Origin of the sequence: Novosphingobium sp. (assembly GCF_036820275.1) — a bacterium.
Classification (GTDB): Bacteria; Pseudomonadota; Alphaproteobacteria; order Sphingomonadales; family Sphingomonadaceae; genus Novosphingobium.
In genome coordinates this window covers 158,016-173,677 of record NZ_DAISLT010000005.1, presented here as the reverse complement: position 1 = coordinate 173,677, position 15,662 = coordinate 158,016, and the positions used below count along the sequence as shown (strand labels likewise).

Genomic DNA, 15,662 nt, shown 5'->3' with positions numbered 1-15,662 from the left:
TGCTGCACGTTGAACAAGGAGATATTATGTCCCCCGGATTGAACCGCCGCGACCTTTTCCGCGGCGCTGCGCTGGCCGGCGGTGGCCTCGCATTGTCGGCATGGCTGCCGGCATGGGCTCAACCCATTTCGTCCGGGATTGCCAAGCCACTGCCAACGGTCAGCGGGAACGATATCACGCTCAAGATCGCGCATCAGATGATGATGATCGACGGCCGACAGAGCCATGCCATCGGCATCAATGGCACTGTGCCTGCGCCCCTCATCCGTCTGCGTCAGGGCCAAAACGTCCGCCTGTCGGTGATCAACGATCTCGAGGAAGACAGCTCGATCCACTGGCACGGCCTGCTTTTGCCGTTCCAGTTCGACGGCGTGCCCGGCATCAGCTTCCCCGGCATCAAGCCCAAGTCGACCTTTGTCTATGAGTTCCCCATCGTCCAGGCTGGCACCTATTGGTATCATAGCCATTCGGGGCTGCAGGAGCAGTTAGGTCATTACGGACCGATTGTCATCGACCCGGAAGGCGAGGATCCGATTCAGTCGGATCGAGAGCATGTCATCGTGCTCTCCGACCATAGCCAGATGCATCCGCACGCAATTTTCCGGAAGCTCAAGCAGGTCGGCGGTGGCTATTTCAATTATCAGCGGCAAACGCTGGCCGGTTTGCTGGCCAAGGAAGACCAACCCCTCAAGGACCGACTTGACTGGGGCAATATGCGGATGGATCCGACCGACGTGTCCGATGTCACGGGCTCGACCTATACCTATCTCGTGAATGGGCATGGCCCACGGGACAACTGGACCGCGCTTTTCAAGCCAGGTGAGCGCGTTCGCCTGCGTTTCGTCAATGCCTCCGCGATGACGACGTTCAATGTCCGGATTCCCGGTCTCAAACTTACGGTTGTTCAGGCCGACGGGCTCAATGTCAGGCCGGTCGAGGTCGACGAGTTTCAGATCGCGGTTGCCGAGACCTATGATGTCATCGTTACTCCGACCGATGATCGCGCCTACACGCTGGTCGGTGAATCCGTTGATCGTTCGGGCATGGCACGCGCCACACTGGCTCCGCGTGAAGGCATGACGGCCGAAGTTCCGCCGCTCCGCAAGCGGCCCCTTGCCGATATGAAGGACATGGGCATGGGGGACATGGATATGAGCGGCATGTCCGGCATGGACCACGCAGCAATGGGGCATGACATGTCTGCCGGCGGAGCTGCCGCGGGCGGGATGGCAGGCATGGATATGGGGGCCGGCGCGTCGATGCCAAGCATGCAAAAACCGGCGGATAGTTCCATGGCCAACATGCCCGGAATGGGCAGCGGGTCCGGTGATACAATGGGCGGCATGGCGATGGGCGGAATGGGCGGCATGAACATGCGCGACGCCAGCAAAGCGCCGCAGGTTAAGATGGGACCGGGTGTCCAGACGATCTCGCCCATGCCGATGGATCGCACGGGAGAACCGGGACAGGGTCTCGAAGACGTTGGCCACCGGGTTCTTGTCTATCGCGATCTCATGGCGGTGGAGCGCAACCCCGATGTTCGCGCGCCAGACCGCGCGATGGAAATCCACCTGACCGGGAATATGGAACGCTATATGTGGTCGTTCGATGGGGTGAAGCTCAGTGACAAGCGCGAGCCCATTCCCTTTATCGAAAACGAAAGGGTCCGCGTCACGCTCGTCAATGACACGATGATGTCGCACCCGATCCATCTTCATGGGCATTTCTTCGAGCTGGTGACCGGGCATGGCGAGTATTCGCCGCGCAAACACACCGTCAATGTCGCACCAGGAGGCAAGGTAAGTTTCGACGTCACCGCAGACGCAGTCGGCGACTGGGCGTTTCACTGCCATATGCTCTATCACATGCATGCCGGGATGATGCGCGTCGTCTCTGTCCGTCCCCGGGGAGATGCCGCATGAAGTCGCTTCTCCTTCTGATCGGCGCGGCCCCGCTCGCCTTGGCGACCCCAGTCAGCGCGCAGTCGATGCAGAATATGCCGGGCATGAACATGCCTGCTGCTCAGCCAGCGGCGAAGAAAAAGCCGGTGGCCAAGCCAGCAAGCCAGCCCAGGCGCGCCGCTGCGCCCACGGCTAAGGGCAAGCCTGCCACCCCGAAGCGCCGGGCACCGGCAGCAAAACCCAAGTCGGCGCCGCACGACATGTCGGGCATGGGGGCTATGTCCGGCATGGAGATGCCCGGTGACAAGACGCCTCCAACGGCTGACCCGCATGCCGGCCACGACATGTCCGGCATGCCTGGCATGACCATGCCCGATGGGGCGGGCGGTACGATGAAACACGACATGCCCGGCATGGACATGCAGGCGGCACCCGGCGGTCAGCCGATGCAGCACGATATGTCGTCGATGCCCGGCATGGCGATGGATGGGCCGATGGCAGCCCATGGCGCTGGTGGCACCAGTCTCATGCCCGGCAACGCCCCTGCACCCCAACCTCCTACCGACAACTATGCCGACCGCGTCTACAAAAACGGCGAGATGGCGGCTTCGCGTACCATGCTGCATAAGGAACATGGCGGCTCATCCAGCTCGATGATCCTGTTCAATCTGGCGGAATATCAGGTCCGTAACGGCCGCGACGGCTATCGGTGGGACGGGGAGGCATGGTTCGGCAAGGATCTCGATCGGCTGGTGGTCAAGACAGAGGGTGAGGGCGTTCTTGCTGGCAGAAGCGGCACCTACATGGAGACCGCAGAAGTTCAGGCGCTCTACAGTCGTGCACTCGACCCTTATTGGAACCTCCAGGCGGGTGTCCGTTACGATTTCAAACCCAACCCATCCCGTACTTATGCGACGATCGGTATTGAGGGGGTGGCGCCTTACTGGTTTGAGACCGAGGCTGCCCTGTTTCTGTCGAACAAAGGCGAGGTGTTGGGGCGGATCGAGGGCTATTATGATCAGCGTATCACGCAACGCCTCATTCTCCAGCCGCGCCTGGAAGTGAACCTTTCAGCACAAAATGTCCCGGAGACGCGGATTGGAGCGGGCATCACGAACGCCGAATTGGGACTGCGTTTGCGTTACGAACTGCGCCGCGAATTTGCCCCCTACATCGGCGTTTCTTACGACCGAAAGTTCGGGCGGACGGCGGACTATGCACGCTCAGACGGAGGGGACGTGAAGGCGGCCAGCTTTGTAATCGGTGTTCGGACCTGGTTCTGAGAAGCGCCAAACTCCGCTTCCACATCGGGGCTAGCCGCGTTCATCGCTGGTTAGCCCTGGTTATCGGCGTCCAGCTGCTGCTTTGGTTTGCGAGCGGTCTTGTCATGAGCCTGTTGCCGATCGAGCGAGTCCGCGGTGAACATCTCGTCGAGCGATCGTCGCCGGCGATATTGGAACAGTCGAGATCGCGCGCGCCGTTGGACCTAGTGTTGCGCGCGGCGACCAGACCCGTGCGTGAAGTCCGATATCGCGCGCTGCTCGGCCGCGAGATTGCGGAGGTCGAGTCTATCGATGGGACGATCTCACTCCACGATGCAGAAACAGGTCGTCGACTTGGTCCCGTGAACGCTGCGATGGCTCGCGCGGTGGCGATACAGGCCTACCGTGGTACGTCGGAGCCGCCGAGCGTGCGCCTGGTTGTGGCGTCGACCCCAGAATTCAAGGGCGTCCTGCCGGCCTGGCGGGTGGACTTCCCTGACCGCGAAGCGACCCGCGTCTATGTTGCCCAGAATAGTGGTCGGATCGTCGCTGTGAGAAATGGAACGTGGCGCCTGTACGATTTCTTCTGGGCGCTCCACATCATGGATTGGAAAAACCACGAAAATTTCAACACGCCGTGGTTGATGGCGTTTGCCGCAGGTGGTCTCGCATTGGCGATCGCGGGTTCGGCACTTTTGTATCTTCGGTGGCCGCGAAAGCGACGCCGCACGGGTTGAATAGTCAAGCAGGATCGGGGCGGGGGCCAAAGGAGACGACCAATGATGAAAAATGCCTATGCGAGCCTCGCCCTGCAGACCTTGGTTGGCGGCGTCATCATGTATCTGGTGATGTTCGTCATGATCGACAGCTTGGGGAGCTTCTACAACAACCTGAATATGCTCTACATGACGCTAATGATGGTGGCGCCCATGGTGGTGCTGATGGTCCTCGCGATGGGCCATATGTTCCCGTCGAAAAAGGCAAACGCGGCCCTTATATTAGGGTCAGTTGCGATATTCGCCGGATCATTTGCCCTCATCCGCACGCAAACAACGATCGGCGATACAGCATTCCTCCGATCGATGATCCCGCATCATTCGGGCGCGATCCTGATGTGCCGCGAGGCCTCCTTGAAGGATCCGGAAATCGTTCGTCTGTGCAGCGGCATCGAGGAATCTCAGCGCCGCGAAATCGATGAAATGAAGGCTATTCTAGCCCGCAAGTAGGCTTCGCGCTCCCGTTCCCGTAAATTTTGTGCCGCCTCACGAGGGAAATGGCGCGCCCATGCGTATTATCAATGCGGGGCGCTGAGGAGAGAATTGTGAAGAAAATAGTCCCCATCATCATCGCTGGATTGGTGGCCGCGCCGGCGATCGCCCAAATGCAGGGCATGGACCATAGCAAGATGGACATGCGCCAGACCATGAACCCCACGCCAGCCAATCCTTACCCGCCTGCAGAAATGGAGATGCATCAGAAGATGATGTCCGCCACGGGCAGCGATGCAACGGAGACCTGGGTGCGCAAGATGATCGAGCATCATCGCGGTGCGATTGCGATGTCACGCATCGTTTTGCGCGACACCAAGGACGCGCAGGTCCGAATGATGGCGAACAAGTCAATCACCGAGCAAACGCGAGAAGTGGGCGAGCTTCAAGGCTGGCTGAGAGCCCACAACAAGCGCGCCCAATAGACCTTTCCTCCCCCGCCCAGGGGCGGGGGAACCAATAAGGGATCGTATGACACTCAAATTTGCCCTCGCTGCGTTCATAGCAGCCTTCTCCGTCGCCAGCGCCGAAGCTGCCCCGATCATCATGCATCGTGACCCTGGTTGCGGTTGCTGCGAACAGTGGGCGGCCCAGGTGCGCAGACAATTTGGACAAAGCGTCAATATCGTCGACGACCAGCAACGCGGCCGCTTTCAACGCGCTCAAGGCGTGCCCGCTGCGCTGGCATCATGCCATACTGCAATTGTCGATGGCATAGTTTTCGAGGGCCACGTTCCCATTGCCGACATGAAGCGCGCGATCGCGAAGCGCCCGAAGGGCGTAAAGGGATTGGCCGTAGCGGGCATGCCGCTGGGTTCTCCGGGGATGGAAGTCCCCGGCCAAAAACCACAACCCTACTCTGTCATCGCCTTCGGATCGGCGGGTCAGACGGTATTTGCCCGACACGGCGGGTGACCATCTCGTTGATCTTTGATGCTACGAGGCGTAATAAATAACGGCTGTGAAACGCGTTTTGCAACTTCTTCTCCTTCTGGGAGCCATGGTTGGCTTGATTGGCCAAGCGGCGGCCTTTGCGTCCGCTCCGCCTGCGATGTCCGCCCCAATGGCCACGTCTGTGCAGGCCGTGGCTGGGATGTCGGAAGACTGCATGAAGATAATGGCACAGCAGCAACAACCTGCTCAGAAGCCTTGCAAGGGCATAACCCTGGAATGCATCGCGGCCATGGGCTGCGTCGTTCCGCTGGCCGTTCGTAATGACGCGCCTATGCTGGAAGCACGCGAAGCCAGTCCAGCTCTGCCCTTCTGGGCAACCATCACTGTCCTGCACGGCAGTGACCTCACTCCCGAACCGGAACCACCGACTCTCCTTGGCTGATCGACACCGGCTGCCAGGCTGACAGGATTCTTGCGTCTATCGCGCATCTGAAAATCCTGTCTGACCCGCGGCTACCACGATATTTTGCCCAAGGATTACAGTCATGAAGAACCGTGTTTTCTATGCCCTGCTGGGCATTGCGCTTGCCGCTCCCGTTGCCGCTTTCGCCGGCGAACCCAACACAAACTCGCAGTCTGGCCATTATGAATGGCGTCAATCGCCAAACTATGGCCCGCGTGCGCCATCTATGAGCCCCCGTCGCGTCTGGGTGCCCGATGCTCCGCAGATGGCGAACTGCAACTGCGACATGATGAAGATGAGCGCGGCGGACTGCATGAAGGAGATGCATAGCATGGCATCGCCTTCGTCGGCTCCCTCGGCCGGCTAGGCACAGCCTCTGGCCGTGTAAGGTCGCATAGACGGCCAGGCCAGCAGTGGCGGCGGGATTGCCCCCATCCCGCCGCCACTGACATGCCTGCCAGAGTGCGCGACGCCGGCCTGATCCTCCGATCAGGAGTTTTCCATGCGATTGTTTGTTTGTCTGCCGCTGCTCGCGGCAATCCCCGGCGTTGCATTCGCTGGTCCCCTCACTTTCGACGCTGCGCTCCAGCGCGCGCGGCAGGAAGCGCCGTCGATCAAGGCCAAGGCGCTCGCCGCCGAGGCCGCTCGTTCCGCTCGTGGCGGCGCCGGATCGCTACCTGATCCGACTCTGGCCGTTGGGCTCGACAGTTTCCCGATCTCGGGGCCATTGGCGTTTGCTCCCGGGCAGGACAATTTCACGATGGCGCGGGTGGGCGTGTCCCAGGATATTCCCAACCTCGCCAAGCGCCGTGCGCAACGCGCCCGCGCTGACAGCGATATCAAGGCTGCAGATGCCGACACCGCATTTGAGGCGCGTTCGGTTGAGGTCGGCACTGCGCTTGCCTGGATCAACCTTGCCTATGCCGAGCGCCGGCTGACCGCGCTTGATGATCTTCTAGCCCGTCTGGAGCGCGTGGTGCGGACAACGCCCAGTGCCGTCGCGTCGGGCAATGCCCGGCCTGCGCAGACTCTTGCCGGCCGACAGGCTATCGCCTCATTAGAAGATCGTCGCAGCGAACTGGTCTCAAACATAGCGCGGGCACGGGCTGCTCTGACGCGATGGACGGGTGACCCGGCGCCTGAAATTGCCGGATCTATTCCCGACTTCCCTGTCGATGGGGCCGAACTGCGCGCTGGCCTGGATCGCCTTCCCACCATGGCAATGATCGACGCCCAGTCCGGTCAGGCAATGGCCGATGTGCGTATGGCCGATGCCAACCGCCGTTCCGACTTCGGGGTGAACCTTGCCTATCAACGCCGCGACCCTCGTTTTGGAGATTATGTGTCAGCCGGTGTGACGGTCAGTCTGCCCTTCTTTACCCGCAGTCGACAGAATGCGGGCATTGCGGCGGCCCAGGAGAATGCCGGACGCATCCTGGCCGAACGCGACGCGGCCCTGCGGGCGCTGGCCGCTGATCTCGAAACCGATCTTGCGGACCATATCATGCATCATGAACAGTGGCTGCGCGCGCGGGACACATTGCTGCCACTCGCCGAGCAGCGGGTGACGTTGGAGACGGCAAGCTACGGGGCAGGTCGCGCCAATCTTGTCGATATCGCGGATGCCTATGCGGCCCTTGCCGACGTCACCCTCAACACTCTCGACCGTGAAGCCCTTGTCGCTGCTGACGGTGTTCGACTGAACCTTACGTATCGGAGCGAATCGCAATGAGCCATTTCACAATCCCTCGGGGCGGCCTTTTCGGTGCCGCGGCGCTGCTCGCGGTCGCCGCTGGCGGGGTCGGTTTCACCATCTCTGAATGGAGAGGAGGATCACCCGACGCTACGGCCGCCAAACCGCCGGCACGCAAGATCCTCTATTGGTATGACCCGATGATCCCCGCTGAGCATCATGACGGTCCAGGCCTGTCGTCGATGGGAATGCAAACAATCCCGCGCTATGCGGATGAGGTGGGGGCAAGCGCGGCACAGCCGGGAATATCGATCGACCCGTCCGCCTCCCAGGCGCTCGGGATGCGAACGGTGGCTGTGCGGCGCGGCGAATTGGCGAGCAGTCTCACCGCCACCGGCACGATCGACTTCAACCAGCGCGACGTTGCGATCGTTCAGGCGCGTGCAGGCGGCTTCGTTTCCCGTGTCTATGGCCGCGCACCTGGTGATGTGATCGGTGCAGGCGCGCCGCTTGCCGATGTTCTGGTGCCGGAATGGGGCGGCGCACAGACCGAGTTTCTGGCGGTCCGCCGCACCGGCAACGCCGCTCTGATCCAGGCCGCGCGTCAACGGCTCATGCTGCTCGGCATGCCCTCCGGCACGATCGCATCGGTCGAGCAAACCGGACGACCGCATAATGTGATCACCATCTCCACGCCCACGGGCGGCGTGATCAAGACGTTGAACGTGCGGGGCGGCATGACCTTGATGGCAGGCCAGACGCTTGCCGAGGTCAACGGGCTCGGCACGGTCTGGTTGAATGCCGCCGTGCCGGAAGCGGTCGCCGGTCCCTTGAAGCCTGGACAAGCGGTGCGAGCCGCGCTTGCAGCCTTCCCCGGCGAAACCATCTCCGGGCGCGTTTCGGCGATCCTCCCCGAGACACAGGCCGACAGCCGCACACTCACCGTTCGGATCGAGCTGCCCAATCGCGGCGGGCGACTGCGTCCCGGCATGTTTGCGACCGTCTCGTTTGGCGGGAGCGCGCAGCCGGCGTTGCTGGTGCCGTCCGAAGCCCTGATCCGCACTGGCAAGCGCACGTTGGTCATGCTCGCGCTCGACAAGGGGCGCTACCGCCCTGCCGAGGTGCAAACTGGGAGGGAAGCTGGCGATGATACGGAGATTCTGGCGGGCCTGAGCGAAGGCGAAAAGATCGTCGCTTCGGGTCAGTTCCTGATCGATTCCGAAGCAAGCCTCTCGGGCGTGGAAGCACGGCCGATCGGTGCTGACATGCCAAAGAGTCCTGCCAAACCTATGCCGACCGGCGCAGTCTATGAGACCGTCGGTACGATCGAAAAGATCACCGCCCAGTCGGTGACGCTGAGCCATCAAGCCGTGCCAGCCATTGGCTGGCCAGCGATGACGATGACGTTTCAGCTCACAGACCCGAAAGTCGCGCGCGGCTTAAAGACGGGCGACCGGGTCCGGTTCGGGTTCGATCAACCACCGAGTGGACCAACCGTGCGACGCATGGCGAAGGTAATGGGCCAGTGATCGCCCATCTCATCCGCTGGTCAGTCAGAAACCGCTTCTTCGTCATGATTGGGGTGCTGACGCTGATCGGCGTGGGCGTCTGGGCGGTGCGATCGACCGCGATCGATGCGTTGCCCGATCTCTCGGACACGCAGGTGATCATCCGCACCTCCTATCCCGGGCAGGCGCCGCAGATCGTCGAGAACCAAGTCACTTATCCGCTCACCACCACAATGCTCTCTGTGCCCGGCGCAAAGACCGTCCGCGGCTATTCCTTCTTCGGCGACAGCTTTGTCTATGTGATCTTCGAGGACGGCACCGATCTCTATTGGGCGCGCAGCCGCGTGCTCGAATATCTCAACCAGGTACAAGGCCGGCTGCCGGCCAGCGCCCGCAGCGCGCTGGGGCCGGATGCGACCGGGGTGGGCTGGGTCTATGAATATGCGCTGGTCGATCGCACTGGCCGCCACGATCTCTCGCAGCTTCGCGGGCTTCAGGACTGGTTCCTGCGCTACGAGCTGAAAACGGTAACGGGGGTCGCAGAGGTCGCCAGCATTGGCGGCATGGTGAAGCAATATCAGGTGCTGCTCGATCCGGTGAAGCTCGCCGCCTACGGCGTGACCCACGCCCAGACGGTCGATGCCATTCAGAAGGCCAATCAGGAGAGCGGCGGCTCGGTACTGGAGATGGCCGAGGCCGAATATATGGTCCGTGTCTCCGGCTATCTGAAGACGCTCGACGATTTCCGCGCCATTCCCTTAAGGACCGCAGCCGGCGGTGTGCCGGTGCGACTGGGCGACGTTGCCACGATCCAGGCCGGCCCCGAGATGCGGCGCGGGATTGCCGAACTGAACGGTGAGGGCGAGGTCGCGGGCGGCGTTGTGATCCTGCGCTCGGGCAAGAATGCGCGCGAGACAATCGCGGCGGTCAAGGACAAGCTCGCAGAGCTCAAGAAGGGCCTGCCACCCGGCGTCGATGTGGTTACGGTCTATGATCGCTCGCAGCTCATCGACCGCGCCGTTGAGAATCTGACCCACAAGCTGGTCGAGGAATTCATAGTCGTTGCGATCGTCTGCGGGCTCTTCCTTTGGCATGTCCGTTCGGCGCTCGTTGCAATTCTCACGCTTCCGCTTGGTGTGCTGGCAGCCTTCGTCGTCATGCGTTTCCAGGGGGTCAATGCCAACATCATGTCGTTGGGCGGCATCGCGATCGCCATCGGCGCGATGGTCGATGCCGCGGTCGTCATGATCGAGAATGCCCATAAGAAAATCGAGCGATGGGAGGAGGATCACCCGGACGAACATCTCGAGGGGGATACCCGATGGACCGTCATCACCGAAGCGGCAGCCGAAGTTGGGCCAGCGCTGTTCTTCAGCCTTCTGATCATCACCCTGTCGTTCATTCCGGTGTTCACGCTGGAAGGACAGGAAGGGCGGCTGTTCGCACCGCTCGCTTTCACCAAGACCTATGCGATGGCGTCGGCGGCGATCCTTTCGGTGACCCTGGTGCCGGTGCTCATGGGTTTGCTGATCCGGGGCAAGATTCCGCCCGAGCAGTCCAACCCGGTCAATCGCTGGCTGACGAACATCTACCGGCCCGCGCTCGACTGGACGATGCGGCGGCCAAGGACCGTACTGCTGATCGCGGCGCTCGCTTTTGCAACAACCGCCTGGCCGCTCACCCAGCTTGGCGGCGAGTTCATGCCGAAGATGGAGGAGGGTGATCTGCTCTACATGCCCTCGGCGCTGCCGGGTCTCTCGGCGGCGAAGGCGTCGGACCTGCTCCAGCAGACCGACCGCCTGATCAAGACCGTGCCCGAGGTCGAGAGCGTGTTCGGCAAGGCCGGCCGCGCCGAGACTGCCACCGATCCTGCGCCGCTTGAGATGTTCGAGACGACGATCCAGTTCAAACCTCGCGACCAATGGCGACCGGGCATGACTCCGGACAAGCTGGTCGAGGAGCTTGATCGAACGGTAAAACTGCCCGGCCTCGCCAATGTGTGGGTGCCGCCCATTCGCAACCGGATCGACATGCTGGCGACCGGCATCAAGAGCCCGATCGGGGTCAAGGTGTCGGGTGCTGACCTCGCTGAGCTCGACCGCATCGCGCACGATCTCGAGACAGTTGCGAAAACCGTGCCTGGGGTCAGTTCGGCGCTCGCAGAGCGCTTGACGGGCGGGCGCTATGTCGATGTCGATGTCGATCGGGCCGCTGCCGCCCGATTTGGGCTCAATATTACGGACGTGCAGCGGATCGTCTCTGGCGCGATCGGCGGCGAGACGATCGGCGAGACGGTCGAGGGGCTGGCACGGTATCCGATCAGCGTCCGCTATCCGCGGGAGCTACGCGACAGTCTTGACGGAATACGGATGCTGCCGGTCCTGACCCCGTCCGGACAGCAGATCACGCTCGGCACCATTGCGCGCGTCTCGATCGCTGAGGGGCCCCCGATGCTCAAGACCGAAAACGCCCGCCCATCGACCTGGGTCTATGTCGACGTGCGCGGACGCGACCTTGCGTCGGTCGTGAGTGACCTGCAGCATGCGATCGCAAGACAGGTGACGCTCTCGCCAGGGGTTAGCGTCGCCTATTCGGGACAGTTCGAATATCTCCAGCGTGCCGTTGCCAAATTGAAGCTCGTCGTGCCAGCGACGCTGCTGATCATCTTCGTGCTGCTCTACATGATCTTCGGGCGGTTCGATGAAGCAGCTTTGATCATGGGCACTTTGCCGTTCGCACTGACGGGCGGCTTCTGGATCCTCTATCTTCTAGGTTTCAACCAGTCGGTCGCGACCGGCGTCGGGTTCATCGCCTTGGCGGGCGTCTCCGCCGAATTCGGCGTCGTGATGCTGATCTACCTTAAGAATGCGCTTGAGGAGCGGGGCGGGGCTCCCGACGCCGATCAGGTGAAAACTGCCGTGCGCGAAGGGGCGCTTTTGCGGGTCCGGCCCAAGGCGATGACGGTCGCCGTGATCCTCGCTGCCCTCTTGCCGATCCTGCTGGGATCGGGCGCCGGATCCGAAGTCATGAGCCGGATCGCCGCGCCGATGATAGGCGGCATGCTGACCGCGCCGCTGTTGACGATGTTCGTCCTGCCTGCCGCCTATCTGCTGCTTCGGCGGCCGAAGATGAAGCCCAATGACCAACACGTTTCATTATAAAGGAGAAGACCATGAACTACGGACGACTGACCTTTGCCCTCGGCCTCGCGGCACTGACCGTCGCTTGCGGGAAAAAAGCCGAACCGCCCGTTGCGGTCGAGACCAACAAGGCAGAACCCGCCGCCGCTATGAGCGGCAACATGGCAAATATGGCGATGGAGCCGTCGGCTGCCACTGCAATCAAGGTGAAGGGACACGGCACGGTCACCGCGATCGACAAGTCTGCGGGCACGATCACACTCGATCATGGCGCCATCCCCGAAGCCAAATGGCCGGCAATGACAATGGCGTTCAAGGCTGCCCCGGCGATCACAGATGCAGTGAAGGTTGGCGATAAGGTCGATTTTGACCTTATGTTGACGGGCAACGCCGGCGAGGTAACGGCGATCCAAAAGCAGCCGTAAATCCGCGCTACTACGGGCGTTCTTAAATCGTAATTAACCTTGTTCGTTCACGCTTGCACTATGAAGAAAGATAGAGCTGGGCGCGAAACGCAGGTCTTGAGCGAAACAACCGGGTGGCGGCAATCATGATTGCCACCGCGTTCGGCTGCGTCGCGCTTTTGTGCGTCATTAGCTGGCCGTTTTTCGACGACTATCGAACCGCGGTGAAAATCCAGAGCGCGGGTGCTGCCGCCTTCGCGCTCTATTTTTTGATGCTCGGCTCACCCACTGCGGCGATAGCGTGCCTCATTTCATGCTCGCAGCTCGTCATCTCCGCGTCAGTGCGCGATCGCTACGTGGTTAAGAGACTTTATGGAGCGACCCTCATTTTGTTGGCCTTCCTCTCGGTTGTGACTTGGCACGGCATCCCGTCGGCTTTGGCATTTGCCGGCAGTTCGTTGGGCAGTCTCGCAAGACTTCAGACCTCAACGACGCGGATGAAAGGCATTTTCCTGGCAGGCGCACCGTTTTGGCTCGCCCACAATTTGATGGTCGGAGCTTTGTTCGCATTGGGCACGGATCTGGTCTCGTTAGCTTCTAACTTGGCGAACTTGGTAAAGTTCCTCGTGCGACGGGGCGTTTCAGCGCGCGCCTCAACATTAATCGCGTCGATTACCTAGCCCGTCGCGATCTTAGCTTGATTTGGATATCTAACAACGATCGCCGTCTAACTACGGTCGATGTACAGTGATCTCAGACGAAAAATCCTGTGGGATGGGCCTCCGGAGCATAGGTTGCTACTCAACATGATTCATATCCGGTGACATTCATCATCGGCATCGGCATTGCGCTTAGCAGGCGCGGCATCGGTCGCGACGTCGTTGTTTGGTTCTTTGGCAACCTCATTCTGGTGGTCGTTTTAATAATAATCGGCCAGACAAAGGTCGCGCGTCCGCCCTAAGTGATCCTTCAACGCCACGATCGTACCGGGCTTCATGAAGCGCCACCGCCAATGATGGTCGAAAGTATATGATGAATCGATATCGCGACCATTGATTGCGAGAATGCCATCTCCAACGCCCCAGCCGCTTTGGGCAGCGGGGCTGTTTTTCGCTACATGAACAACGTGGAGTTCGTCTTTGGTAAGCGCCAATCCAAAGCCGCTGTGATCCTCTAGCATTGGTAAGCCCCGCTGGGCCGGCCTGAGCCAAAGCTGGCCGGCTGAAACGTCAAGCACCACATCGAACTGTGCGATTAAAGGTAGTCCTATGCTTCCGACGGCACTGGTGGAAAGCCAAGTTGTGGGGGAAAGCGTCGGGGCGGCCCGGATCGGAACTTTACCTAATTTAACTCGATCGGTAATGAACGTGGTGGCACTCGTTATGCCGTCGATGCCTCCGATCGCAGCTGTGGACTGACGAACTCCTTGAAGGAGTCGGTGATCACTTACATAAGACGGGGCCAGCATTAACGCCGTTGAACTCCCCAAATCGAAGACCATAGGCATATTTGCGAGGTCCATCACAGAGGCGTCCACAAGGAGTTCGCGGTTCGACCCGTGTATAAGCGAAACGCGCTCCCAGCCTTTTTCGCCCGCAAATCCGCCTGTGGCGCCAACTGAAAGGCGCCGGTTGGCAAAGTCGAAAGCGACACAACGCTCCGCCAGCATGTCTTCGCCAAGCACCATCTCGACGGGGCGGCCTAGCGCAGACGAAACGGCTTTCAGGTCGGCTATGAAGACAGAGGGCAAGCGTCGCCGTTCACCTCCAAACTTTATCTCGATATTGCGTGCCAACAGAGCACTTGCTCGCCCGCTGACACCTCGAACTGTTCGCTTCTCAGTAGGTGAGAGCCCTAATTTTGTCGCTAGCGAAGAACTAATGATCGATGCTGCGCTACCACTGTCAATAATCGCGCCAACGCTAAGACCCGCCACGTCGATCGAGAGAATTATCGTATCGCCTGTTACAAGGCTGAACGGTTGCCATAGAGGGGAGGTAGAAAACCCCGTCCATTCCTGGCGCGCGGTCACCTCGCGCGCCTGGGTAAGCTTGAAATGAGCTTCAGCTACGAAAGCGCCGGCGTAAATGAGCCCCCTCATCATGTGACGCCGAGTAACCGGAACACCTTCCCAAATCATCTTGGTGTCTTTCACTTTAGTCGGGCCATAAAGGTTTAGGTGCCCAGTCGCCCAGCGATTAGCCTCGCCGTTGTGCGTGACGCTCGCACTCGTTTATGTGGCGCTCCAAAGTCAAATCAGCCACGCGTTCGAGGTCGCAACGAGCAGAAGCACGCCAAGTGTCCCACGATAGATGACGAACGGCCAAGCGGAGAACCGCTCAAGGACGCGCATCAGCGCCCAGATCGCGGCGAATGCCGAAACGGACGCGACAACCAGACCGAGCGCCAAAACGGACCAGCCATGCATATCGAGATGAGTCTTATGCAGCTCCCATATTTCCTTTGATCCCGCGAGAGCGATCGCTGGAATGCCCAACAGGAACGAGAAACGGGCTGCTTCCTCGCGTTTGAATCCGAGCGCGAGCGCGGCAGTGAGCGTTGATCCAGAGCGCGATGCGCCTGGAATGAGGGCACCGACCTGCGCAAGCCCGACGAGCAATGTGTCAACTAGCGATGCCTTCTCAACGCTGCGGCTGTGGCGCGCCAGAAGCTCGGTGAGACCCATCAGCACCGCCATCGCGATGCAGGCCCAGCCAATCACGGGAAAGGCGCGAAAGGGGGAGTTGCATGTATTGAGGCTGTTGGACAGCAGAGCACCCGCCAGCACGATCGGGACTGTCGCAAGAGCGATCCCGATCGCCAGACGGAGATCGGGATCGGCGAACTGTCGATGGCCGATGGCCGACACGGAACCGACCACCAAGCGGCGAACGTCCTGCCAGAAATAGCTGATCACGGCGGCGAGCGCGGCGAGCTGCATCGTGGCCGAAAAAGCCGAGCCGGGATCTCGCCATCCCAACAGGGCGGGCACGACGCGCATATGGGCGGTCGACGAAATCGGCAGAAGTTCGGTGATACCTTGCACAACGCCCAATATGGCGACCTTGGCATACCCCAGTGTCACGAAGCCCGTGTCGACGCCCGCGGCACATTGTCCGGTCATGTCAG

15 protein-coding genes are annotated in these 15,662 nt (G+C 60.8%); 13 read left to right on the top strand and 2 right to left on the bottom strand.

Going from position 1 to position 15,662, the window contains the following annotated elements; genetic code table 11:
* Positions 1–26 precede the first annotated feature (26 nt).
* The 13 genes from V7066_RS06220 (at position 27) to V7066_RS06160 (ending at position 13,213) form a co-directional block, all read left to right on the top strand.
* On the top strand, positions 27–1,922 hold the full coding sequence (locus V7066_RS06220; RefSeq protein WP_021243450.1) for a copper resistance system multicopper oxidase: 1,896 nt from the start codon (positions 27–29) through the stop codon (positions 1,920–1,922).
* Positions 1,919–3,184, top strand: coding sequence for a copper resistance protein B (locus tag V7066_RS06215; protein WP_017502279.1), 1,266 nt, complete (start codon positions 1,919–1,921; stop codon positions 3,182–3,184). Before V7066_RS06220 ends, V7066_RS06215 begins: the two co-directional genes overlap by 4 nt.
* Positions 3,175–3,900 (top strand): PepSY domain-containing protein, encoded by a 726-nt coding sequence (locus V7066_RS06210; protein ID WP_031290469.1) that lies wholly within the window; start codon positions 3,175–3,177, stop codon positions 3,898–3,900. Before V7066_RS06215 ends, V7066_RS06210 begins: the two co-directional genes overlap by 10 nt.
* A 42-nt stretch (positions 3,901–3,942) precedes the next feature.
* Positions 3,943–4,389 carry a DUF305 domain-containing protein gene (locus V7066_RS06205; RefSeq protein ID WP_017502281.1) on the top strand — a complete coding sequence of 149 codons (447 nt, stop codon included), beginning with the start codon at positions 3,943–3,945 and terminating at the stop codon, positions 4,387–4,389.
* Positions 4,390–4,460: 71 nt separating this feature from the next.
* Positions 4,461–4,856 carry a DUF305 domain-containing protein gene (locus V7066_RS06200; RefSeq protein WP_017502282.1) on the top strand — a complete coding sequence of 132 codons (396 nt, stop codon included), beginning with the start codon at positions 4,461–4,463 and terminating at the stop codon, positions 4,854–4,856.
* Positions 4,857–4,902: 46 nt separating this feature from the next.
* Positions 4,903–5,346 carry a DUF411 domain-containing protein gene (locus tag V7066_RS06195; protein ID WP_021243446.1) on the top strand — a complete coding sequence of 148 codons (444 nt, stop codon included), beginning with the start codon at positions 4,903–4,905 and terminating at the stop codon, positions 5,344–5,346.
* 193 nt (positions 5,347–5,539) lie between these two features.
* Positions 5,540–5,767: a hypothetical protein gene (locus tag V7066_RS06190; RefSeq protein WP_231635644.1), complete on the top strand. Its 228-nt coding sequence runs from the start codon at positions 5,540–5,542 to the stop codon at positions 5,765–5,767.
* Positions 5,768–5,870: 103 nt separating this feature from the next.
* The gene (locus V7066_RS06185; RefSeq protein WP_021243444.1) at positions 5,871–6,155 is read left to right on the top strand and encodes a hypothetical protein; all 285 of its coding nucleotides are present in this window, start codon (positions 5,871–5,873) and stop codon (positions 6,153–6,155) included.
* A gap of 135 nt (positions 6,156–6,290) precedes the next feature.
* The gene (locus V7066_RS06180) at positions 6,291–7,520 is read left to right on the top strand and encodes a TolC family protein (protein ID WP_017502287.1); all 1,230 of its coding nucleotides are present in this window, start codon (positions 6,291–6,293) and stop codon (positions 7,518–7,520) included.
* A complete protein-coding gene (locus V7066_RS06175) occupies positions 7,517–9,010 on the top strand; it encodes an efflux RND transporter periplasmic adaptor subunit (RefSeq protein ID WP_017502288.1) in 1,494 nt (497 codons plus the stop codon). The genes V7066_RS06180 and V7066_RS06175 overlap by 4 nt, the downstream gene beginning before the upstream one ends.
* Positions 9,007–12,150 carry an efflux RND transporter permease subunit gene (locus V7066_RS06170; RefSeq protein ID WP_132470093.1) on the top strand — a complete coding sequence of 1,048 codons (3,144 nt, stop codon included), beginning with the start codon at positions 9,007–9,009 and terminating at the stop codon, positions 12,148–12,150. Before V7066_RS06175 ends, V7066_RS06170 begins: the two co-directional genes overlap by 4 nt.
* 11 nt (positions 12,151–12,161) lie before the next feature.
* A complete protein-coding gene (locus V7066_RS06165; RefSeq protein WP_017502290.1) occupies positions 12,162–12,554 on the top strand; it encodes a copper-binding protein in 393 nt (130 codons plus the stop codon).
* 125 nt (positions 12,555–12,679) lie between these two features.
* Positions 12,680–13,213: a YgjV family protein gene (locus tag V7066_RS06160; RefSeq protein ID WP_082370183.1), complete on the top strand. Its 534-nt coding sequence runs from the start codon at positions 12,680–12,682 to the stop codon at positions 13,211–13,213.
* Between the two features lie 239 nt (positions 13,214–13,452).
* On the opposite strand, the gene V7066_RS06155 is transcribed toward V7066_RS06160, so the two are convergent.
* Both V7066_RS06155 and V7066_RS06150 read right to left on the bottom strand, forming a co-directional pair.
* Positions 13,453–14,688, bottom strand: coding sequence for an aspartyl protease family protein (locus tag V7066_RS06155; RefSeq protein WP_231635645.1), 1,236 nt, complete (start codon positions 14,686–14,688; stop codon positions 13,453–13,455).
* A 96-nt stretch (positions 14,689–14,784) separates the two neighbouring features.
* Complete coding sequence (locus V7066_RS06150; protein ID WP_054435805.1) at positions 14,785–15,657, bottom strand: undecaprenyl-diphosphate phosphatase; 873 nt, start codon at positions 15,655–15,657, stop codon at positions 14,785–14,787.
* Positions 15,658–15,662: the final 5 nt, after the last annotated feature.